Annotated in this window: 17 protein-coding genes; 5 read left to right on the top strand and 12 right to left on the bottom strand. The window is 58.7% G+C overall.

The window, feature by feature from the left end:
- Positions 1-78: 78 nt before the first annotated feature.
- On the bottom strand, positions 79-717 hold the full coding sequence (gene pdxT, locus G437_RS0104535) for a pyridoxal 5'-phosphate synthase glutaminase subunit PdxT (RefSeq protein ID WP_024331399.1): 639 nt from the start codon (positions 715-717) through the stop codon (positions 79-81).
- Entirely contained in the window at positions 717-1,649 is a 933-nt protein-coding gene (pdxS, locus tag G437_RS0104530; protein ID WP_024331398.1) for a pyridoxal 5'-phosphate synthase lyase subunit PdxS, read from the bottom strand. Before pdxS ends, pdxT begins: the two co-directional genes overlap by 1 nt.
- 244 nt (positions 1,650-1,893) lie before the next feature.
- Between pdxS and G437_RS0104525 the strand changes: the two genes are divergently transcribed.
- The 3 genes from G437_RS0104525 to G437_RS0104515 are packed head-to-tail and all read left to right on the top strand — an operon-like array spanning position 1,894 to position 4,752.
- On the top strand, positions 1,894-3,009 hold the full coding sequence (locus G437_RS0104525; RefSeq protein WP_024331397.1) for an ABC transporter substrate-binding protein: 1,116 nt from the start codon (positions 1,894-1,896) through the stop codon (positions 3,007-3,009).
- Entirely contained in the window at positions 3,002-3,991 is a 990-nt protein-coding gene (locus G437_RS0104520; RefSeq protein WP_024331396.1) for a FecCD family ABC transporter permease, read from the top strand. Before G437_RS0104525 ends, G437_RS0104520 begins: the two co-directional genes overlap by 8 nt.
- Positions 3,988-4,752, top strand: a complete 765-nt coding sequence (locus tag G437_RS0104515) for an ABC transporter ATP-binding protein (protein ID WP_024331395.1) — start codon at positions 3,988-3,990, stop codon at positions 4,750-4,752. The genes G437_RS0104520 and G437_RS0104515 overlap by 4 nt, the downstream gene beginning before the upstream one ends.
- Here G437_RS0104515 and G437_RS10920 read toward each other — a convergent pair.
- From G437_RS10920 to G437_RS10915, 10 genes are all read right to left on the bottom strand, one after another.
- On the bottom strand, positions 4,742-5,629 hold the full coding sequence (locus tag G437_RS10920) for an FAD:protein FMN transferase (protein WP_024331394.1): 888 nt from the start codon (positions 5,627-5,629) through the stop codon (positions 4,742-4,744). The two genes, G437_RS0104515 and G437_RS10920, sit on opposite strands and share 11 nt — an antisense overlap.
- Positions 5,613-6,137: an FMN-binding protein gene (locus G437_RS0104505; protein ID WP_024331393.1), complete on the bottom strand. Its 525-nt coding sequence runs from the start codon at positions 6,135-6,137 to the stop codon at positions 5,613-5,615. The genes G437_RS10920 and G437_RS0104505 overlap by 17 nt, the downstream gene beginning before the upstream one ends.
- Positions 6,134-6,859: an ABC transporter ATP-binding protein gene (locus G437_RS0104500; RefSeq protein WP_024331392.1), complete on the bottom strand. Its 726-nt coding sequence runs from the start codon at positions 6,857-6,859 to the stop codon at positions 6,134-6,136. The genes G437_RS0104505 and G437_RS0104500 overlap by 4 nt, the downstream gene beginning before the upstream one ends.
- 9 nt (positions 6,860-6,868) lie before the next feature.
- Positions 6,869-8,071, bottom strand: coding sequence for an ABC transporter permease (locus G437_RS0104495; RefSeq protein ID WP_024331391.1), 1,203 nt, complete (start codon positions 8,069-8,071; stop codon positions 6,869-6,871).
- A gap of 3 nt (positions 8,072-8,074) precedes the next feature.
- Positions 8,075-9,349, bottom strand: a complete 1,275-nt coding sequence (locus G437_RS0104490; RefSeq protein ID WP_024331390.1) for an ABC transporter permease — start codon at positions 9,347-9,349, stop codon at positions 8,075-8,077.
- A 9-nt stretch (positions 9,350-9,358) separates the two neighbouring features.
- Positions 9,359-10,657 carry a Fe-S-containing protein gene (locus G437_RS0104485; protein ID WP_024331389.1) on the bottom strand — a complete coding sequence of 433 codons (1,299 nt, stop codon included), beginning with the start codon at positions 10,655-10,657 and terminating at the stop codon, positions 9,359-9,361.
- A 25-nt stretch (positions 10,658-10,682) separates the two neighbouring features.
- Positions 10,683-11,333, bottom strand: a complete 651-nt coding sequence (locus G437_RS0104480; RefSeq protein WP_024331388.1) for an iron transporter — start codon at positions 11,331-11,333, stop codon at positions 10,683-10,685.
- Positions 11,334-11,361: 28 nt separating this feature from the next.
- Entirely contained in the window at positions 11,362-12,138 is a 777-nt protein-coding gene (locus G437_RS11575; protein WP_244263217.1) for an FTR1 family iron permease, read from the bottom strand.
- 11 nt (positions 12,139-12,149) lie between these two features.
- The gene (locus tag G437_RS11570; RefSeq protein ID WP_244263216.1) at positions 12,150-12,947 is read right to left on the bottom strand and encodes a hypothetical protein; all 798 of its coding nucleotides are present in this window, start codon (positions 12,945-12,947) and stop codon (positions 12,150-12,152) included.
- 196 nt (positions 12,948-13,143) lie between these two features.
- Positions 13,144-14,100 carry a DUF3152 domain-containing protein gene (locus G437_RS10915; protein ID WP_081638902.1) on the bottom strand — a complete coding sequence of 319 codons (957 nt, stop codon included), beginning with the start codon at positions 14,098-14,100 and terminating at the stop codon, positions 13,144-13,146.
- Between the two features lie 258 nt (positions 14,101-14,358).
- On the opposite strand from G437_RS10915, the gene ppdK reads away from it, so the two are divergent.
- The gene (gene ppdK, locus G437_RS0104465) at positions 14,359-17,067 is read left to right on the top strand and encodes a pyruvate, phosphate dikinase (protein ID WP_024331386.1); all 2,709 of its coding nucleotides are present in this window, start codon (positions 14,359-14,361) and stop codon (positions 17,065-17,067) included.
- A 402-nt stretch (positions 17,068-17,469) separates the two neighbouring features.
- Positions 17,470-20,670 (top strand): hypothetical protein, encoded by a 3,201-nt coding sequence (locus G437_RS0104460; protein ID WP_024331385.1) that lies wholly within the window; start codon positions 17,470-17,472, stop codon positions 20,668-20,670.
- The last annotated feature ends 5 nt before the right edge of the window (positions 20,671-20,675 follow it).

Here is a 20,675-nt window from a genome sequence, read left to right as displayed (position 1 = left end):
CGTTCGAGCACTGCCCGGGGCACCCAGCCGTGCGCTTCCGGCTAGCGCGTAGAAGGCTCGCTGTGCTGGAAAAATGCGTTAGCGCAAACGCTCAAGCAAATCGGCGTGGAACGTGGCGTCGCCGGTAAGCTCGGGATGGAACGAAAGCGCAACAATGTTCTTGCTCTTTACCGCCACAATGTCGCCCTCGGGATCCAAACCGCCCTGAGCGGGGTAGCGGCGCGCTAGTACCTGCACGCCCTCGCCAACCCGCACAATCTTAGGGGCCCTGATGAAAGCCCCCACAACCGGCCCCAATGGGGTATCCAACGTGACCTCCGCAGAGGCCGTCTGGCTGCCGTAAACGTTGCGCGAAACGGTGGCGTCCAAGACCTTTAGCGAGGTTTGCCCAGGTGCCGCATCCACGACCTCGCGAGCCAGCAAAATCATGCCCGCACAGGTGGCCAAACAAGGCAGTCCATCCCGCAACAAATCGCCCAGCAGGGCCTTCATGTCGAAAATCCTGAGCAGCCGATCGATGGTAGAAGATTCCCCGCCCGGCAATACCACTCCGTCTATGCCGGAGCTCAAATCGGCGCGCTTGCGCACCAGCTTCACGTTTGCGCCCAGTTGGCGAAGCATGTGCGCGTGCTCAGCGACCCCGCCCTGCAAGGCTAAAACCCCAATAGTAGGCCCGGAGGCCGCACTGCGAACTCCGGGCGTTACAGACCCTGCCATTACCAGCCGCGCTCCGCTAGCCGGTGGGGGGCGGGCAAATCAGAAACGTTGATCCCAACCATTGCCTCGCCCAGCCCACGGGAGACGTCGGCAACAACCGCCGGATCGTCGTACTGGGCCACAGCCTTCACAATAGCCTCGGCGCGAGCCTTCGGGTTGCCCGACTTGAAAATGCCCGAACCAACAAAAACGCCCTCGGCGCCAAGCTGCATCATCATTGCCGCGTCAGCCGGGGTGGCAACCCCACCCGCAACAAACAGCACAACAGGCAGCTTGCCGTTGCGCGCCACTTCTTCGACTATCTCGTAGGGGGCCTGCAATTCCTTGGCTGCCACGTACAATTCCTCGGGATTAGCGTTGTAGGTGGCCTGTAGCTTAGCGATCTGGGCCCGAATTGTGCGAATGTGAGTGGTAGCTTCCGACACGTCGCCAGTGCCGGCCTCGCCCTTGGAACGAATCATGGCCGCGCCCTCGGCGATGCGGCGGATCGCCTCGCCCAGGTTGGTAGCCCCGCAAACGAACGGGACCTTGAAATCGTGCTTGTCGATGTGGTGGGCATAATCGGCTGGCGAGAGCACTTCGGACTCGTCGATGTAGTCGACGCCCAGGTGCTCGAGCACTTGCGCTTCTACAAAGTGGCCGATGCGTGCCTTGGCCATGACCGGGATAGAAACCTCGTCGATAATGGAATCGATCAGATCGGGGTCAGACATGCGAGCCACCCCGCCCTGGGCGCGAATATCGGCAGGCACGCGTTCTAGTGCCATAACCGCAACAGCCCCGGCGTCCTCGGCGATGCGAGCCTGCTCGGGGGTGACCACGTCCATGATCACTCCGCCCTTGAGCATGTCAGCCAAGCCGCGCTTGACCAGCGGGGAACCAGTACGAACTTCTTTTTCTGCGTCGCCCTTAGCGACAGTGTCTTTAGCCATGATTAGATCCTGCCTCCTTTAGTGGTATAACGCAAGATCCAGAAAAAGCTAATTTAATTAGACCAGTTTGGCGGGGCGCTTAGGCGGCGAAGCGGCGCTCTTGTTCCCGGCAGCAGCGCCTTACCGCCCTCGACAAATGCTCCCAAACCCGAGGGGCGCGAGTAGGGGACAGGGATCCATTTATGATTGAATGTGAATGCTTTCTAGTCGAAATTGCGGAACAAAAAGGAAAGAAGAAGCGAATATGCGCCCTCGCAAAATAACTGCCAGCTTATTGACCCTAGCCCTGCTTCCAATGCTGGCAGGGTGCGCCCAAGAGGCAAACGACAGCCAAGCCAAACCGCCAGCCTCAGCCTCCCAAAGCCAGCAGCCAAGTAAAGAAATCAGCTTCACCGACCAGGCTGACCACCAGGTCAAAGTAAAAGTTCCCGTGAAGCGCATGGTGGTTCTACAGCACCACTCTGTAGATATCCTCGCCCAACTCGGCGCCCAAAAACAGGTGGTGGGCATCGAAAAGAAATGGGAACGCAACCTGGGCGAATACATGAAAGATGTCTTTCCCGGCATTCAGAAACTGGCCACCCCCGGCCAGCTCGACTCCATGAACGTCGAAAACGTGGCCGCTCTAAAACCCGACATTGTCATAGTGGCCTCCCAGGCCAATCCCGCCGACCTGAAAAAGCTAGAGAGCCTACACATTCCCTACGCCACGGTGTCGCTGCGAGCCGAAGGCAAACAAAAAGAAGCCCAAAACCCGCGCCTGGCCAACTCCGACAAGGCCTACACCGACGGCCTGGAATGGTCGGTAAAAACCTTGGGCAAACTGACTGGCAAACAAGAGCGCGCCAACAAGCTCTGGGAATTTACCACCCAATCGCGCAAGTACGTGGAAAGTAAGGTTGGGAAAGTTACTGCACCCAAAACCGTGCTAGTTGCCAACGAGGGCGGCCAAACCTACGGCAACGACAAGTACGTGGGGGCACAACTGGTGCGCGCGGGCGCGGTAAACGTGGCTGCGAAAGACATTCAAGGCTACAAACAGTACAACTTCGAACAAGCCCTAGCCTGGGACCCAGATTACGTGGTGGTGCAGGATCGCTACCCGGAAGTGTACGAACAGGTTACAACCGATCCGAAATGGCAGAAAATGCGTGCCGTAAAGAACGGCAACGTAATCAAAGCCCCCTACTGGACGAAGCCCTGGGGAAACCCCGACACCGACTCGATGGCGCTGGGCGAACCCTACTTCGCCCACAAGTTCTACCCTGACCTAGTAAGCGCAAGCTACGTGCAAAAGAGGGCCGAAGCCTTCTACAAGACCTTCTACGGCGTTCCGTTCAAAGGCAAGGTAAGTGAGTAAAGCCGCTCGCCTGGGCGCGGCCTGCGGATTCGTTGCCCTACCAGTTAGCCTGGCCCTGGTCTCGGCGGCTATCGGGGCATTCCCAATCGAAATCCCCCAAATACTTGCTGCACTCGTTGGCAAAGCCGATCCGCAGACGGCAACCGTACTGTACGTAGTCCGCTTCCCCCGCATCGGGGCAGCCGCACTGGTAGGGGCAGCGCTCGCGGGAGCCGGGGCCGTGTACCAGGCAATCTTCCACAACCCACTATCTTCTCCCTACACGCTGGGAGTGGCCAACGGGGCTGGCTTCGGTGCCGCCCTCGCCATTGTGCTGGGTGCTTCTTCTGTGCTGGTCCAAGTAAGTGCCGTGGGATGGGCGGTCGTGTCCGTTGCCCTGACCTTCCTGCTAGCTAAAGCGTCCCGGTCGGGCCCGGTCACTTTGATCCTGGCGGGCATGCTAGTGGGCGCATTCTTTGCTTCGCTGGTGTCATTTTTGAAGTTTGTGGCCGACCCTTACGAAAAATTGCCGCAAATTGTTTTTTGGCTGATGGGCTCTATCTCTTCCATCTCTACCTCGCAGCTGGCCTCCATTCTGCCGGCCCTGCTGGGAGCTACGGTGGTTCTTTCAGCCCTGCTGTGGCGCCTGAACGCCATCAGTTTTGACGACAAGTTTGCCCGTTCAATAGGCATAAACGTATCCCGGGAACGTGGCATTGCCCTGTTCGCCGCCTCAATCCTGGCCGCTGTGGTCATCTCGGTGGCCGGCATCGTAGGCTGGGTTGGGGTAGTAATACCCCACTTCGCGCGCATGATTGTTGGAAACGACATGCGCGAAGTTTTTGGCGCCTCACTATCGATGGGGGCAACCATGTTACTTGGAATCGATCTGCTAGCCCGCACCCTAACTAGCGGGGAGCTCCCACTTGGCGTCCTAACTGGCATAGTGGGCGTGCCCGTATTCCTGTTCTTGATTGTACGAGGGCGGGTTAGTTTCGAATGATAGAAGTCAAGAACCTGTGCTTTAGCTACGGCTCGCAGCAGGTATTACGCGAGATTTCTTTCCACCTTGAAGCCGGGCAAATCCTGACCCTGCTAGGGCCCAACGGGATCGGTAAATCCACGCTGTTAGAAATATTAGTTGGGGCACTGGCCCCAACGAGTGGAGAAGTATTGCTGCAAGGGGAAAACATCACCGGGCTCACCCCAAAGCAGATTGCCCGCAAAGTGGCCTACGTGCCGCAGCAACTGCGCCCCGCCTTCAATTTTTCTGTGCTCGAGGTAGTAACCATGGCCCGCACAGGCAGGCTCGGCTACTTCGCTTCGCCCTCGGCAAAAGACCGGCAGATCGCCAACGAATGCCTGCAGGCGATGGGGATAGCGAGCCTTGCAGGCAAAGGGTACAACCAGATTTCGGGTGGGGAACGCCAACTGTGTTCTCTGGCAGCCGCCCTCGCCCAAGATGCCGAAATGATCGTGTTAGACGAGCCTGCCGCCCACCTAGACCCCGCCCACGCCCACCATCTGCTCACGAGTTTGCGCACGCTAAACGCCCAGTTCGGCAACACGATTGTTCTAAGTACACACGATCCCAACCATGCCCTCCTGCTAGGGGGCAAAGTGTTGGGGTTGCGGCAAGGGCAAGTTGCCGCCTTTGGGCCGGTACAGCAAGTATTGACGGAACAGCTACTGAAACGCCTATACGAGTGCCCCTTTGCGCTTGCGCCAATAGCTGGGCGCACGGTGGCTGTAGTTAGCGACTGACCGAGACCACCCGCACGCCCTCGAAAAGCGCCCGAGGGCGTTTGCCCACCAAAGCGGTAGTAGAACAGACCTCCGCCCTTACCCCATCTGCACAAACCACGCTGACCTGGCGAATGCCACTGGAAGCAGGGCGCCCCGTAGCCGGATCAATTATGTGGTGGACCACCTGCCCAGAAACCAGCTCGGGCAGCCGCTGCAAATAGTCGCCGGAGGTAGACAGCGACTGTCCATCGCCAAGCTCAACCACCTCAGAAATGGTGTCGGTGCCCGCACGCACCCCCACCCGCCAAGGCCCACCCAACGCGGCCACAGACGAGGTACCTATGTCCACCAGTGCCTGCTCTAACCCCCACCTTTGGCAAAGATCGCGAATCCTGTCGGCGGCAAAACCCTTGCCGATGCCCCCAAAATCAATCTTGGCCCCCGAGCGAAGACGGAAGTTCAACCCGCCGCCGTGCTCCAACAGGTTAGGGTTACAGGCAGCCCGGGCGCTCGCAATCTGCTCTGGCTCCGGCAATACGGGATCCACCCCCGCCGCCACGGAAGCCAGGTACGCCTTCACGTCCCACAAGTCCGCCAGAGCGCCGATCAGAGGGGTGAACGCGCCCTCGGAAAGAGAAGCAAACTGGCGGGCAGCAAGCAGCAACGCCCCTGTAGAAGGGTGAACGTACACCCAACCGCCCTGGTTTAGCTGCCACACGTCAGAGCCGGGCAGAAACTTCGAAAGCCGCCCCTCCAAGGTTGCCAGCTCACTGCCGATGCGCTCCTTGAGACGTTGAGGCAGCGGAACGGGCGTAGTAATAGTTGCCACGGTGCCCATGGTGGGCAACGTGAAACGCGACCGCTCCGAAAGAGTGGCCCTAGTAGTCTTTGTCATCCAACTTCAGCGAAGGCACGTCTATGCTGTCGACAGCACCCGTGTCCTTTACACCCTGCGACTTGTAGATAGCGCGCACGGCGGCCTGCAAGAACTGCGAGTGAGCTACGGTGGCTCCAGAAATAACATCCACCTTGGTGGGGTCGCCCACCTGGGTCAACTTCTTGGCATACTGGTCGTAGGAACGCACCACCGCCTGAGCGCGCTCATAGTATTCCTGATTACCTACTTCGCCCCCACGGGTCTTTCCGTAATCCTTGTCTTTGACATGGCCGTCAGAAGTCTTGGTCTGGTACTTAGCATCCGTGATCTTGCCCCCGGAAACCGTAATTTGCACGGTACCCACAGCACCCTGCTCATCGGGGTTCGAAGCACCCTCGTAGGTGCCATCCTTTAGAGGCTTAGACATGTCCACCAACTGCGGGGGAGTGCACGCACTCAAAATTGCCGCCCCCACTGCCCCTAAAGCTGCTAACTGAAGTGCCCTGGTCGCGCCTGTTGCGCTCATTTTGCCTCTTTCAAAATAGAACCGATGCCCGTGCGGTCAAAACCTTCGCCCATCTTGTGGTGGCTCTCGCCAACAACCCTGCCGTGGTCCAGGCGAATCTCGCGCATCCCCTGGCTGGCCACCGTAGTGTCGTGTGTTACCACGATCAAAGTGGTGCCATCTGCATGCAACTGCTTGAAAATATCCAGCACGATCCGTTCATTTTTCTCGTCGAGGTTGCCAGTCGGCTCGTCTGCAAGCACCAGCTTCGGGTAGTTAATGAGCGCCCGGGCCACGCATACGCGCTGCTGCTCGCCACCGGAAAGCTGCGAGGGCAAGTGCCCGGCACGCTCCGCCAGCCCCACCCGGTCCAAGGCTGCCAGAGCCTCCTTTTCGTCAGGCAGGGAGTGGTAGTACTGGGCCACCATCACGTTCTCGAGCGCAGTCAGGTGGGGGATCAGGTGAAACTGCTGAAAAATAAGACCAATAGTTTCGCGCCGCAGCTGAGTCAGATCGTGTTTGGTGGCCTTCGAAATGTCGTGGCCATCCAAATGCACCTGCCCCTTAGTGGCCGTATCCATGCACCCAATGATGTTCATCATGGTGGTCTTGCCGGACCCAGACGGGCCCACGATGGAAAGCCACTCCCCGGTCTGCACCTGCAGATCCACGTTGTCGAGGGCGTGCAGCTCCCCGTAAATCTTTGATACGCCTTGCAACTGCAAGAGGGTATTCTCACTCACTTTTACTCCTTACTCTCCGCGCAGCACTAGGGCGGGATCAACTTCAACTGCCCTGCGCACTGGGATAGCGCTAGCCAGCGTGGACACGAGGACGGCTACCACAATAGTTGCAGCTATTACAGAAAAGTGCAGGGCCACGGTGCGGTGGAAAACGTTTAGCGAGATCACCTGAGCCAGGCCAAAGCCGAGCCCGGCCCCAACTACGCCTCCCACGAGGCCCAGGACCACGCCCTCGCCCAGGAATTCGGTTACGATCGAGCGGTCTTCGGCTCCCAGAGCCTTCCGTAGGCCGATTTCGTTGCGACGCTCGGTAACAACGGCCATCATCGTGGTGGAGACGCCGATCATGATGAGCGCCAAGACAATAACCGTGATGATGGCCATCAGTGAACGCAGCATATCTAGCACCGAGGCGTCTGAATGGGCCAGGCGCGCCACCGGGGTGGCGGTGTAGGAATCGTTCTTCGAAATCGAGTTGGCCAAAGACTGCAACGTGTCTGAGGAGGCAGCCACCGAGAATTCGGCCACGGTCAGGGCGAAGGGGTGGCCGGTGAGCTTTTGCATGTCGGGCGGGAACATGTAGACGAAACCGTCCTCGGGGCCGCCCGTTTCTACAATGCCGGCAACTTTTACCGTCAGCTTTTGGGTCTTGGCTCCCGCTCCGGGGGCAGATTGCGAATAATCAATTTGGCCGTCCTTTTGCACGGGCGAGGCCGAATTCTGCTTCTCAACCAGCCGGGTCAGCTCAATCTGCGAGCCAACTTTCGCGTCGGTGGCGTTGGCGATCTGCTTTCCCAGCAGCACTGACCCCTCGCGTTTTGGCCAGGCCCCGTCCACATACCAGAAGGGAGAGAGCTTGCGCACTGCCGCCAGGTCCGCGCCCACGGAAACGTAGGGCAGATCGTTGATCGTTATGGGCTGGTATTCGTAGCCGACGGCCCCCACTAGGGAACCGGAGGGGATTTGCTTCGAGACTTCGGGCACTACCTTGGTATCCAAAGTCTTCCCCTCGCCGTTGGGCAAAACCACCATGTTGGCGCCGTAAGAGCGCATTTCGCGGGCCATCTGCCGCGGCACATCCACCGCAATAGTGGCTAGTGCAGAAAGCGTAGTGGCCCCAATCGCTACAGCCGCCATAGCTACCAGCACGCGCGAGCGCCGGCGCAAAATAGAGGCCATAACCATGCGCAGGAACATTGTCCGTTTATTCACGATTTACCTTCCGTGGAGCACTTCTGTGGGGCGTAGCTTCAAGAGGAAACGCATTGCCGGAATGGACCCGCCCACAACTACTAGCAGCACCAGCGCGGCAACGATTCCGGCCACCGCCGGGATTACTGTGATTGCAGATCCGAACACCAGATGGCCGATCAGTTGGGCCAGTCCGATGCCGGCAACGTAGCCGCCAACTCCGCCTATAAGGCCTATGAGTACGATCTCGGTGAGCAGGAGGCCAACTACGGCCCGGTCGCGTGCGCCTAATGCTTTGAGCAGACCAATCTCGCGGGCCCGCTCCATTACGTTTGCGGTTACCAAGTTGGCGATCGCGAGGGCAGAACCCGCCATGGAAAGAATGGTTACAAGCACCATGAGCAGCTGGGTCTTTTCCAAAATGATGCCCTCGGATTGGGCTACCGCTCGCACCGGGCGGGCAACCGAATCGGGGATTGCTTCTTCAATCTGGTAGGCGATAGAGGACACGTAGGCGGTGCAGTACCAGGTTTCCTTTTCGGAAATGGAAAGGGACTTGGGGTCCTTTGCCGCCTTCTTCGCCAACTCGTTGTCGGGGGTGGTGAGGGCGGAAACTTCCACCTGTCCCACAGCCCCGGGTTTTTGCAGCAAGCCTTGGGCAACCGAAATATCGGTGTAGACCTGTTGGTCTTCTTCGCCGCCGGTCTTTACTATTGCACGAGTTTGGACTTTGGCTGTGTGCCCATCTTTGGTGACGGTTAGAAAATCGCCAACTTTAATGCCCTCGGCCGCAGCCACCTTGGCACCCACGATTGCGCCGGCGTTGTCGCCGGATTTGGGCCAGGAACCGCTCAGTTTCCACCAGCCGCGCAGATGCTGCAGGCCGGTGTCAAACTTTTCGCCAGAGGGCAGATCCATATGTTTGTTGAACCAGGTACCCACGACCCTAACGTTCTTGCCTTGCACCTGTGCGTCCGCATCTAGCAGGGGCGCGAAGTCTAAAATGTTGTACGTCCAGAAGATGGTTTTGATGTGGCCTAGCGACGATTCTTGTAAATAGGATTGTTGCTTTTGTTCCTGTTTGAAGTTGTACAGGTCTTGGATAACCGCGGCTCCTTTAGGCCGCACCACAATATTGGCCCCGTAGGCTTTAAGTTCCTGCGACACCTTGTCGCCAACGCCAAACATTACAGACAGCATTGCCGTTGCCACTGAAGCGCCGAGCGCCACGGTGGCCATAATCATGAGCCTTCGTCCGCGCTGGCGGAACAGGGCCCCTCTTATCATTCGCAAAAACATAACTCCGCCTTACTTGAAAATCTTGGCCGAATTCTCGAGGGCAGCCTTCGGTACGGTCAGTTTCCCGCCGGAAACTGAATACTCCAGTGGGATGGGGTTGCACCCGCCCTTGAAACCGATGGTCGCGATGTTCATGGCGACCTCGCAGAGCTTACAAATAACGTGCCCATCCTTTTCGTAGTAGCCGGAAGCCCCGCAAATGTCGCAGGCATCCAGCCCCACGCCATAGGCACTGCCGGCCTTCTTGATGACGATGAAGCGGACCTTTGTACCGTCCTTAGTGGGATATTCGAAGCGGTGCAGGTGCCCGTCGTTAATTTGGCTGAGCGAAATCGCCACATTGTTACCCGCGTTTTGGAATTCTTCGGGTGGGGAAAGCTGAATCTCGCCGTTTGCAAAGTGCGAGCCAACCGTAAGTACGGCCACAGAAAGGAAGACACAGACGAGGCCGACCCTGCCGGTGCGGCGCATACCCCTCGCCCGCGCTTTTACAAGTCGTTTTGCGGCCGGGTTGGGGCCCGCAACCTTCAGGCTTCGCCCTCGGAACAAAAGCAGCAGGGCGGCACTGAAAACAATAATTATTCCACCGAAGGTCAAAAGTGGTTCGTTGTTCACCAGGAAGGTCAGAACGGAAACGCCCGCGGGCACCAGGTAGATGGCGCGGATTGCGTACAGCAGGCGTAGCAGTAAGAAGACGTGGGAGGCGCTTACCAATAGCATGAGCGCGGTGGCTAAGGGGAGGGCGTAGGTTGGGCGGATGCGGCACATTTTAGCTACCGCTAAGCCCGCCACCAGTACGAACGCGAGGGCAAACACGTAGCCCAACAGGTTCAAGAAGGTGGGGGTGGAAAAGAAGGTTGCCCCTACGGGCACTAACGTGCGTGCCTGCATGTACACCTGTTGGCTGGCGCGGAACACCGTGAGTGCAATCCAGCCGGCTCCGCAAAGGCGCGCCGCCACGGCCAGGGTGCGTCCCACGGGTCGGTCGGTGGGGGAAAGCGGAAGGGCCCGCAAAGTTTTTAGCCCGCCGAGCCACAACAACACCAGTGTTGCAACGCCCAGGGCGATGGTCGGCTCGAGGGTAGTAAGAGTTAAATGTTGGCGGTCAAAACGAACAATCGAATACAAGTGGACGATGATCATTGCGAGGCCCGCCAACGCTCCCACAACAGTTGCCCACAAGACGGGGTGGGAACCCGGACGGGCCGGGTCCCCACCACCAGCAAGTGACAGAGCAGGGGACAGTGCTCCTAGGGTTAGGGCTACTAGTAGCAGCGAAGCAACTACTTGAACTAACTGTGCGAGCACTGTGTCTCCTTCTACTCAGATCGATTTACCACCACGGGGAGCTGGACGGATCCCAGTGCCAGTTCTTGAACTCAGCCACGATCGGCTTGGTCCAGAACCTGCCAGGAACGCCAGTTTCCTTGTCGGTGTGCAGCATCCAGCCGTTCTTTTCGGGCGATTCCACGGTTACCCGCAGAGTGTAGTCGCCGGCTTCCAGCTTGGGCAGGTTCAGCCCGTAGTGGGGGCCGTCGGAGGCGTTCATCGGCATGAAGGTGCCGTCTTGGACCTTGTTGCCATCCTTGCCTAGGATTTCGTACTTGACGGTTAGGCCAGGAATGAAGTCGCCGGCGCCGTAACCCAGCTTGTTGTCTTTGACTGCGGCGATGTCAGCTTCGAGGTGCATGGAAGCTTCAGCTGCGGAAACGCCCATCTTGGGTTCCATCTCGACCGGCTGGAAGTACACAGCCGAAATCTTGATCGGACCCTGGTAGACGTCCTCACCAATAGGTTCTTCCTTGAAGCCTGCGTCGCCGCCGTCATCCTTACCTTCGTCCGACTTGTCGTCGGCCTTCTGCGAGGTAGAGGTATCCTTTGCGGAATCGGCACCCTTGTCGTGACCTGCCGAGCAAGCGGTCATGGAGCCCGCCAGGGCAAGCCCCGCCACCAGCGCAGTCAGGCGCTTCAGAGAGGTTTTCATTTATATCTCCATAGTTGTGAGACGGTAACTATTTGGTTTCATCGAGGGCGCGCGTAGACCGCTGTTTCAGATAGGCATACGCGAACAGACCGCCAATGATCACGAGAACTAGAGCTTGCGCTGCAAGGTTCTCGACTCTGGGGTAGATCCCCAAGAGGTCTACGGTGGGCCAGCCATCAAGCGGAGTAGCCGGAAGTGCATCGGCCTCCTGCAGTTCCTTGATGCCCGAGCCGGTGAAGGTGAACGCCATGATCGCTAGGAAGATGGAGGTCACAATAAAGAAGGGGCGCAACGGGATGCGCACACTGAAGATTCGAATGAGGGCGTAAATGATTACTAGGCACACCACGCCCACGGCGAGGCCGATCCACACCAGGTGCATGTCGTCGCCGGCCATAGCGATAACGGGCTGGTAGAACAGAATGGTTTCTGCGCCCTCGCGGAGCACTGCCAAGAATGCGACAAACGCCAGCGAAACCAGCGAGCCGCGGGTTAGGGAAGTGTCCGTCTTATCCTTGATGAACTTGTCCCAGGCCTTCTGGTTGGATTTGCCGAGCATCCAGTTTGACACCCAGATCAACATTGCTACCGCAACGATTGCGGTGAGGCCCTCAAGGAGCTCCTGATTCTTGCCAGCTAGGGAGGCAAGTTCTGAGAACGCCGCTGCCAACCCAATAGAAATGAGTAGCGCCACGCCCGCGCCCAGCCAAACATACTTGGTCTTGTTCTGGTGCCCAGCCTTGACCAGGTAGGCGATTACCGCAGCAACCACCAAGATGGCTTCCATGCCCTCACGCAAAATCACCAGGAAGGAACCTAAAAGATTGAGGTGGAACCGCCGGTGGACTTGCCGGAGCCGTCGAAGCCGTCGAGTTTGTTGGCATCCTCGATCAACTGTGGCTTTAGCTGGTCGATGCGCTGGGAAACCTCGTCGGTCTTCTTCTCGGAGATTGCCTTTTTGATTAGCGAGAATTCCAATTCGATGGACGAGACTCGCGCCCCGTTCACGCGCGCGCCCGTCATCTTTTCAAAGCCGGTGGTTTCGTAGTGGCCGTAGTAGGCCTCGTTGACCTTGTCCTTGGCGGCTTCGGCGTTGCCCTTTTTGGATTCTTGAACAGCTTTGTCCAAAATGCCGTTCATGGTTTGCGCTACCTGCCCCCACTTGCCGTCGGAAACGCGCAGGTCCTTGGCCTTTACGGTGCCGCCGTCGAGTGCGGTGGCATTGTCTTTAATATGCGATTTGAGTCCGTCGATAATCTTGGCGACCTTGGCCTTGTCGCCCTTGTTGAGCGCCTGCCCTAGAGCCCCGAACTCCATGTCGGCGTGGGAGGCATCCCCACCCGAAACCTTTGCGTTTACCTCGGTCTCAAAGCCGGTGCGCACGAACTGGCCGTAGCGGGCCTCCTTCACGTGCTCCTTGGCCTTTTCAACGTTGCCACTTTCGAAAGCCTTTTGAGCCTGGTCGAGGTTAGTGTTGATGCGCTCTGCTACGGCACCCCATTTTCCGCCCTCGTCGGCTAATGCGTTCGGAGTGAGCGAAAAGATCAGTAGAGCTATAAAAAGTAGTAGCAGAAGAGGGCGAGAACTCGCCTTTAGGGACCGTGTAGGGGTCACGGGACTTCACCTCTTAGTGGTAGGAAAAGTTGCGCGCCATTAAGGTTAGGCAACGCTATCTAAATTTGATGATAGGCGTAATGAAATCGTGAATGCAACAATGCGAAAATGTGGTGTTGTAGGAAAAACTTCCCTAAATGCGAGTGGGGAGAACAGCAAATCTGGAGCCGGATTAGGCTAGGCGGACCTAAGGGAATTACTTGGCGTTGGGGTTGATCCAGCCGTTGGGCTGGCAGTTGGCAGCCATCCCTCCGGTCTGTTGCATCATGACCTTAGCCAGCCCGTCGTCGCGGCATTCAAAATCGTGTCCGTTGCCCAAAAAGTGACCGACCTCATGTGAAACTAGGTAAATTCGATACTCGTCGTCGCTCTTTTTGTGGTCGCGCCAGAGCTGCGCCGAGGATGTCCAGCGCTTCGCGTTAAGGGCGACGTAGGGGCCGTTGTTACAACTGTATTCCCCGTCGGTATCTAGGGGAGCGCACAGAGAATCGATGAGCTTTGGTGACCCTAAGACGATGCGGAACTGCGGGTTGGCATCGGTGCGCGTGAAAGACCGTTTGCCGCCCTCGCCCCAGCCGCGAGGGTCGTTCAAAATCTGATAAATGGAATCGGCGGCCACCTTCTTGTCAATCGGCAGGCCCTGTTCCACCTCGACGCTAAAAGTGAACTTCTGCGCGCCCGCCGGCCCTTCCAAGGTGCCCGCCACCGGGGGGTGGTTGCCGGTTCCAGAAGCGGGGATGGCGGTGCCGTTCCAGCCGGTGGGAACGGTGTTGCCTGAAAGCTGGGAGGCGACGGACAGGCTCAGCTTGGGGGCGCCCTCGCCCAGGCGGGGGACGGACTTAGAAATAGTGGTGGGCGGATTTATCGAGGCAGCCTTCGGGGAAGAAGAAGGGCGCTCGCCTGCAGCCCATGCTAACGCTGCGCCGCACACCAGAGCTAGGGCACAAGCCGCAGGTAGCAGGTGGGGAAAATGAGGGCGAGAGTGTCTACTAGTTTTAGAGGTGCTTCGCCTGGCGGTCACTTTCGAGGACGAGTTGCGCTGCGGTGTCGAGGCGGCAGGGCGCCTAGGTGAACGCGCCCTGCGAATCCCGCTGTAGGGGGCAGGGGGCATACTCTTTTGTGGCGAGTGCCTGCGAGGTGCCTTCTGCGACATATCAACATCATACGCCGTTATTAAAACGTGACCTAACGTGCAGGTTCCACCACTTTCTTGCGCCTAGTTCCTACCGGGCGGTAAAAAACTTGGGTGGGACCTACATCACCGAGAATGTAGAGAGCGATCCCTCTAATTTTGCGAGTTATAAACAAATATTTCGAAAAGAGTGTCCTACGTCCCAAAGTTGCTAGAATCTACCAGGAAGAAGCGAACAGCATTTTTCATCAAAATTGAACCAATGGAGGCCAATTAACGATGGTCAAATACGTCTACGACTTCTCTGAAGGCGACAAAGACATGAAAGACCTGCTAGGTGGCAAAGGTGCTAACCTGGCGGAAATGACACGACTGGGACTTCCCGTCCCCCCGGGATTCACCATTACTACCGATGCGTGCCGTGCCTACCTCAAAGACGGCGAAGTACCCGAATCGCTAGGCACTGAAGTAACCCGCTACCTGCGCGCCGTAGAAGACAAACTGGGCCGCAAACTTGGCGACGCCACCGATCCACTACTCGTCTCGGTGCGTTCAGGGGCAAAATTCTCGATGCCCGGCATGATGGAGACCGTCCTAGACGTGGGCCTCAACGACAAATCGGTAGAAGGGCTAGCCAACATTGCAGGCGACGCCCACTTCGCCTGGGATTCCTACCGGCGCCTAGTGCAAATGTTCGGCAAAACCGTGCTCGACCTCGACGGCGAACTGTTCTCGGATGCGCTAGAAGAAATGAAAGAAAAGCGCGGCGTCAAACTCGACATGGACCTAACCACCGACGATCTAAAAGAACTCACCGAACAATTTAAAACCATCGTCAAAGAACAAACCGGCCACCCCTTCCCCCAGGACCCCCGCGAGCAGGTAGACCAATGCATCGAGGCGGTGTTCCGCTCCTGGAACACCGAGCGCGCCCGCATCTACCGCCGCCGCGAACGGATCCCCCACTCGCTTGGAACGGCCGTCAACATTTGCACGATGGTATTCGGCAACATGGGGGAGACCTCCGGGACCGGCGTCTGCTTCACCCGCGACCCCTCCTCAGGCCACTCCGGCGTATACGGCGACTACCTAATGAATGCCCAAGGCGAGGACGTAGTAGCCGGCATTCGCAACACCCACCCGCTCTCCGACCTCGAAACCCAAGACAAAAAGTCCTACGACGAACTGCTGGGAATCATGCGCACCCTAGAAACCCACTACAAGGACATGTGCGACATCGAATTCACCATCGAACGCGGCAAGCTGTGGATGCTGCAAACCCGCGTAGGCAAGCGCACCGCCGCAGCCGCCTTCCGCATCGCCACCCAGCTGGTAGACGAAAAGTTGATCACTAAAGACGAGGCTCTAGAACGCGTCAGCGGAGCCCAGCTGACCCAGCTGATGTTCCCGCAATTCGACGCCTCCGCCGAACGCACCATGATCGCCAAAGGCATGGCCGCCTCGCCAGGGGCAGCCGTAGGCGGGGTAGTCTTCGACAACGACCAGGCAGAAGCCTACGCCAGCCAAGGGAAAAAGGCGATCCTAGTACGGCGCGAAACCAACCCCGACGACCTGCCGGGAATGGTGGCAGCCGAGGGCGTGCTCACCGCCCGCGGAGGTAAAACCTCCCACGCCGCCGTGGTAGCCCGCGGCATGGGCAAAACCTGCGTTTGCGGTGCCGAAGCCCTGCGCATCGACGCCACCGCGCGCGAACTTCGCATTGGCGACAAAGTGTTCCACTCCGGCGACATCATCGCAATCGACGGCACTACAGGCGAAGTATTCGAGGGCGAAGTCGCAGTCGAAGATTCGCCAGTAACCACCTACCTAACCCACGGGCTCGAGGCGGGCCTCGAAGCCTGCAAGGGCCAGAAGGAAGACGAAGACCTGGTGCACGCCGTGGCCAGGCTAATGGAACACGCCGATTCCAGGCGCGCCCTCGACGTGCGAGCCAACGCCGACACCCCAGAAGACGCCCAGCGCAGCGTAGACTTCGGCGCCCAGGGCATCGGGCTATGCCGCACCGAGCACATGTTCCTAGGTAAACGACGCAAACTGATCGAGCGAGCCATCCTCTCCGAACCAGATTCGAACGAGCGCCAAGAAGCCCTGGACGAACTCGAAAAACTACAAACCGGCGACTTCGAAAAAATGCTCCCCATAATGGACGGGCTCCCCATGACAGTACGCCTAATCGACCCGCCGCTACACGAATTCCTACCCGACCTAGTCGACCTCGAAGTAAAGGTTGCGGTAGCCGAAGCAAAAGGTGAGGAGTGCGAAGAAGACAAAAAGATGCTCACCGCGGTACGCCGCATGCACGAAGCCAACCCCATGCTGGGCCTGCGCGGCGTCCGCTTGGGCCTCTACTTCGACGGCCTCTTCGAACTGCAAATTCGCGCCCTCGTGGGGGCGGCGGCCCGGCTCAAGAAGGCTGGCAAAGATCCATGTCCCGAAATCATGGTGCCGCTGGTCGGCTCCGTAAACGAACTACGTTACGTACGCGAAGAAGCCGAAAAGATCATCGCCTCCATCGAGCAAGAATGCGGCGTCGAGCTGAACATACCGATTGGCGCCATGATCGAGCTGCCGCGCGCGGCACTCACCGCCGAAGCACTAGCCGAAGAAGCAGACTTCTTCAGCTTCGGCACCAACGATCTGACGCAAACCACCTGGGGCTTCAGCCGTGACGACGTCGAGGGCGTGTTCTTCCCCGAATACCTAGAAAAAGGCATCCTAGGGGTATCTCCCTTCGAAACCATCGACCGGCGCGGGGTAGGCCGCATGGTCGAAATCGGCGCAGAAAATGCCCGTTCCACGAAGGCTGACATTAAACTCGGCGTTTGCGGCGAGCACGGCGGCGACCCCGAGTCAGTCCGTTTCTTCGACGAAATGGAAATGGCCTACGTGTCCTGCTCCCCATTCCGCGTCCCGGTTGCTCGCCTAGAGGCCGGACGCGCCGCAGCGTTACGCGAAAAGGCCGAATAAAACCGGCTGAACAAATCTGACAGAGGGCGCCACCTCATCTAGGTGGCGCCCTCTGCTGTGACTGACATGGGGAAGGTAATGTGCGCCCTCGCCCTTGCGCTTCGCGCAAATGCCCGTCCGCGCCCGGGGCGCACATTACCTTCCCTGCCCCTTGCCCTTGTGCGTTGCGCAAATTCCTGTACGGGCCCTGGGCGCACATTACCTTCCCTGTCCCTTGCCCTTGTGCGTTGCGCAAATTCCTGTACGGGCCCTGGGCGCACATTACCTTCCCTGCCTTCCGGCCCTAGGCTCGCGGGCCTGGAAACCGCAAAAAGCGGCTCTAGGGCTTGAAGTGGTGCCAGCGCCCCAGGCAGGTTAGGCTACCCTAAGTAAAACTAAAATTGCTTAGAGAAAGGACCATGCGTGGGTTTCCATAAACTCCGTAGGGGCGCTATAGGCCTAACTGCTGCTCTAATTTGCGCAACTCTTGCCACTCCGGCAGCCAGTGCCGGTGAAAAACCGGCCACCGGCGCAGACTCGAATCTACCCAAATGGTCGGTGGTAGATGGCACCCGCTTCACCGACGTAGCCCGCCGCACCGACCGCGTCACCTACCCGGACGCTGGTACCGTGCCACCCGTCAGCTGCGACATCGACGGCGATGACCTGACAGACATGATCTTCACCAATCCCACAAAGCACAAAACCTACATGGTTCCATTCATCCCCTACGGCTCAGACACGGATGAAGTAACCCGCAACATTGAAGATCAAGATTCGGCCAAGGCGGTATCGGAGGAAGCAGAAGGCTACGGCATCGCTTCGGCGTGCCTGCCAGACTCCACCAGGATCGCCGTAGCAGCAAAAAACAAAGTATTCATATACGCGGCCGGGCTGAAGAAAGCCGCCGAAATCGACCTGCCCAATGTAAGTGCCATAGCCGGTAGCGGCAACAGGCTCGCCGTAGCGGCAGGCAATAAGCTCTACTTCTACGATGCGACGGGACAAATTCAAGGCAAGCCCATCGACCTCGGCGCGAAAATCGAGGTAGTAGCGGCCCTAACTGACGGAACCTTCGCGGTAGGGATGCTCGCAGTGGGCAAAGTGCTGATTGTCGAACCTCGCTCCGGGGCGGTGAGCGCAACCATAACGGGCTCTGCCGAATCCCGCTTTGGCGCTGCCATCACCTCTACGGGGGATCTTAACGGGGACGAGAACGACGACCTCGCCATAGGTGCTCCCATGGCCGGGAACGAAACCGGTTCAGTTGCCCTAATAACCGACCTTTCGAAAGACGTCAAAGTAGACGTCACCTCGCGTGATGCTAAGGCGGTAACAGCAGACGGAAAACAGGTTGGGTACCTTCTGCGGGCACCCCTGCGAGCTAAGCTAGGCAGCTCCCTGGCCTGGGTTGACGGAGGCGACAAGCCCGGCGCCTTAGTAATAGGTAAACCCGTCGACGAAGAGCATACCGGCGCCCTCGTCATATCCCAAGAGGCCCTAAACAAGAATTACAACTCAGGGCGTGGTATCGACGGCATTGGCGAAAAATACAAGCTGTGGCTAGCCGGCGGTGACGAAAAAGATGACGTTGGCGTAGCAGTGGGAGTAATGCCTAGGCGTGGCGAAGACTCCCTCAGCGGCATATTCACCGTAAACTCCACCGGAAAAGTGGACGTGTGGACGATCGACCTGACCCGCCAAGGCGAGCTCAAGAACGACAAGATTGAACCGCCTGTACCGGCGCCGCAGCCAGAAAAGCGTGCTCCAGCCGTGAAACCTGTAGACACTGAGGAAAAGAAGATCTGGATGGGAGAGTTTTCCTCCGGCCTCGGCTCCTCGCTAGCGAAGGGACGCTGTGACGTAACGGGCGATGGAAAGGCGGACATCATTGCCGGCATGCCCACGCGCTCGGAGTGGAAGTTCGATCCGTTCTACATGAACTCGACCCCCACCCACGGGTGGCTGCCCAACGTTACCGGTGGGGTGCAGATCATTCCCGGTGGCACCAGGGGTAAAGAGGTACCGGCCAAAGACACGATTGCCCTCAACGGGCCCAAGGAAACGGCAGATCCAGGCACCGATTCCTCGGTTGGGCTGTCTGTGGCCTGCCTGGGGGACACTAACGGCGACGGTATTGACGACCTGGCGTTCAACTCGCACACCATGGCGCGCGCCTGGGTCGTATACGGCGGCAAGGATTTGGGCAAGGTGGATCTAAACCACCTCCAACCCCGGCAGGGCTGGTGGATTGACCTGCCGGAATATGGTTCTTCGCCGGTGCAAATTTCTCGCGCCGGGGACACCAATGGCGACGGGCTGGCCGACCTTGCCGTGACGGTTGGGAACGCTTCGTTGGCGGCAGGTCAGAGCGGACAAAGAGGCGCCCTGTTTGTGTTTGCAGGCCAAAAAAATGGGACGAATGTGGACATGAAGCAGATGAAAGCGCCTGCCGCGCGAGTGCTGAAGACCATATACGCACCCGACGGGCACCTGCTGAACCAGGCTGCCCCCATTGGGGATGCCAACGGTGACGGGATGCTTGACTGGGTGCTCACTGATTTCCAGTCCGAGGGCGAAGCAGGCATCTACCCTGGCAAGGCTTGGGTGGTCTACGGTTCCAAGGAACCCCAAGTCCATGTGGGGGCAAATAATTCCTTCGAGCTCACCATGGCTCCGGGTGCTTCCCACAGGTTGGGTGCGGGTACCTCCGTGGCCCCGGTTGGGGACGCCAATGGCGACGGGCTGGCAGATTTTGTAATCGGCTACGACGGCGGACAGATCCAACACCAGTCCGAAGGCGGGGTGCTGTTGGTATACGGCTGCAAGGAGAGGCGTTCTAAGCAGGTAGTTTCTGTTGCGGATGGAGCAAAAAACCAGGGGGTGCGGGTTGTACGCGGTCTTCAGAAAGGCTCCGGCTTCGGCTGGGCCGTAGACGCGCTGGCAACTAAAAAACGGACCTTGATTGCCGTGGGAGCTCCCACCGCCAAAAAAGATGGGCGCGTCTACCTGTTCGACCTCTCATTGTTCAAGCAGACTCCCACCACTTTGCCCCTCCCCAAGGGAGGAATGCAGGCAAGCGGGAGCAAGGTGAAGGTACTGGTTTCTACCGGCGAACAGGCGCGCTTCGGCCGCGCAGTGGGCTTCGTAGGGGACGTGCTTGGCGGTCCCACCCTGGCCGTTGGTGCAGATGGGGTGATTTCTGAAGAGGGCGAAGGCCGGGAGGGCTTTGCCAATTCGGCACACGTGTTGGCCCTGCGAGTGCTGCCGCCAGAAGCGGCCTCCCCGCAGCCGGATGCGACAGCGGCAGATGAGGGTGGCCACCCTGCGCCCGGCAAGGGGCAGGGGCCACAATCTGGCGGACACGCCGGTCCTGCTGTGCCCGCAAAACCCGCGCCGGGCAGTGGCGAACATCTGCCAGGAGGCGGGAAAGACCAGGGCAACACCGGCAAGTCCCACAATGAGGCTGGCGCTGGGGAGCGGGGGCCGGAAGAGTCCCACCCTGCTGCCTCGGGGCAAAGCCCCTCAGCGCTAGCAACTACCGGTGCCGGCGCCCTCGGGGTAACCGCGTTGACTGCCCTTCTGCTTTCCCTGGGCGGTCTAGGTCTAGTGCGCCGCCGCTGAGCGGT

Source organism: Winkia neuii subsp. neuii DSM 8576 (assembly GCF_000420405.1).
Lineage (GTDB): Bacteria > Actinomycetota > Actinomycetes > Actinomycetales > Actinomycetaceae > Winkia > Winkia neuii.
Note: the sequence above shows the minus strand (reverse complement) of the source record. Positions and strands in the feature narration are given on the sequence as shown.

What these genes read in the sequence shown, in the direction of transcription:
- pdxT (WP_024331399.1), bottom strand. Translation starts at nt 717, where the DNA reads ATGGCAGGGTCTGTAACGCCCGGAGTTCGCAGTGCGGCCTCCGGGCCT.
- pdxS (WP_024331398.1), bottom strand. Translation starts at nt 1,649, where the DNA reads ATGGCTAAAGACACTGTCGCTAAGGGCGACGCAGAAAAAGAAGTTCGT.
- G437_RS0104525 (WP_024331397.1), top strand. Translation starts at nt 1,894, where the DNA reads ATGCGCCCTCGCAAAATAACTGCCAGCTTATTGACCCTAGCCCTGCTT.
- G437_RS0104515 (WP_024331395.1), top strand. Translation starts at nt 3,988, where the DNA reads ATGATAGAAGTCAAGAACCTGTGCTTTAGCTACGGCTCGCAGCAGGTA.
- G437_RS10920 (WP_024331394.1), bottom strand. Translation starts at nt 5,629, where the DNA reads ATGACAAAGACTACTAGGGCCACTCTTTCGGAGCGGTCGCGTTTCACG.
- G437_RS0104505 (WP_024331393.1), bottom strand. Translation starts at nt 6,137, where the DNA reads ATGAGCGCAACAGGCGCGACCAGGGCACTTCAGTTAGCAGCTTTAGGG.
- G437_RS0104490 (WP_024331390.1), bottom strand. Translation starts at nt 9,349, where the DNA reads ATGTTTTTGCGAATGATAAGAGGGGCCCTGTTCCGCCAGCGCGGACGA.
- G437_RS0104480 (WP_024331388.1), bottom strand. Translation starts at nt 11,333, where the DNA reads ATGAAAACCTCTCTGAAGCGCCTGACTGCGCTGGTGGCGGGGCTTGCC.
- G437_RS10915 (WP_081638902.1), bottom strand. Translation starts at nt 14,100, where the DNA reads ATGTCGCAGAAGGCACCTCGCAGGCACTCGCCACAAAAGAGTATGCCC.
- ppdK (WP_024331386.1), top strand. Translation starts at nt 14,359, where the DNA reads ATGGTCAAATACGTCTACGACTTCTCTGAAGGCGACAAAGACATGAAA.